The organism is Aeromonas sp. sif2416 (genome assembly GCF_019218665.1).
GTDB lineage: Bacteria > Pseudomonadota > Gammaproteobacteria > Enterobacterales > Aeromonadaceae > Aeromonas > Aeromonas encheleia.
Map to the genome: position 1 here is coordinate 1 of NZ_JAHUXC010000057.1, position 255 is coordinate 255.

The window sequence follows — 255 nt, forward strand, 5'->3', positions numbered from 1 at the left end:
CAGTCTTTCCACCAGTACCGGTAGCTCTATACGAATCAAGGCGTGCTCTCCTCAGACAGTTATTTTAATAATTCGCCCAGTTGACGCAGCACGTCCTGGGTCTGGTTATTGAGTTGGTGGTGATAGATGCCAAAGATGATGGCCAGGATCAGGGCGCCGCCCATGAACAGGCTGCGCAGGGATATCTGCTTGCGCAGTTGATAGCGGGAGGCCTGACGGCCAAGGTCCAGGTGAAACACGCTGGGTGCCTCCCCG

General features: G+C 55.7%; 1 pseudogene. It reads right to left on the reverse strand.

The features are described 5' to 3' along the window. Positions 1-59 precede the first annotated feature (59 nt). Positions 60-255 (reverse strand): annotated as a pseudogene (locus KW821_RS21520) (DotU family type IV/VI secretion system protein); the annotation flags it as partial.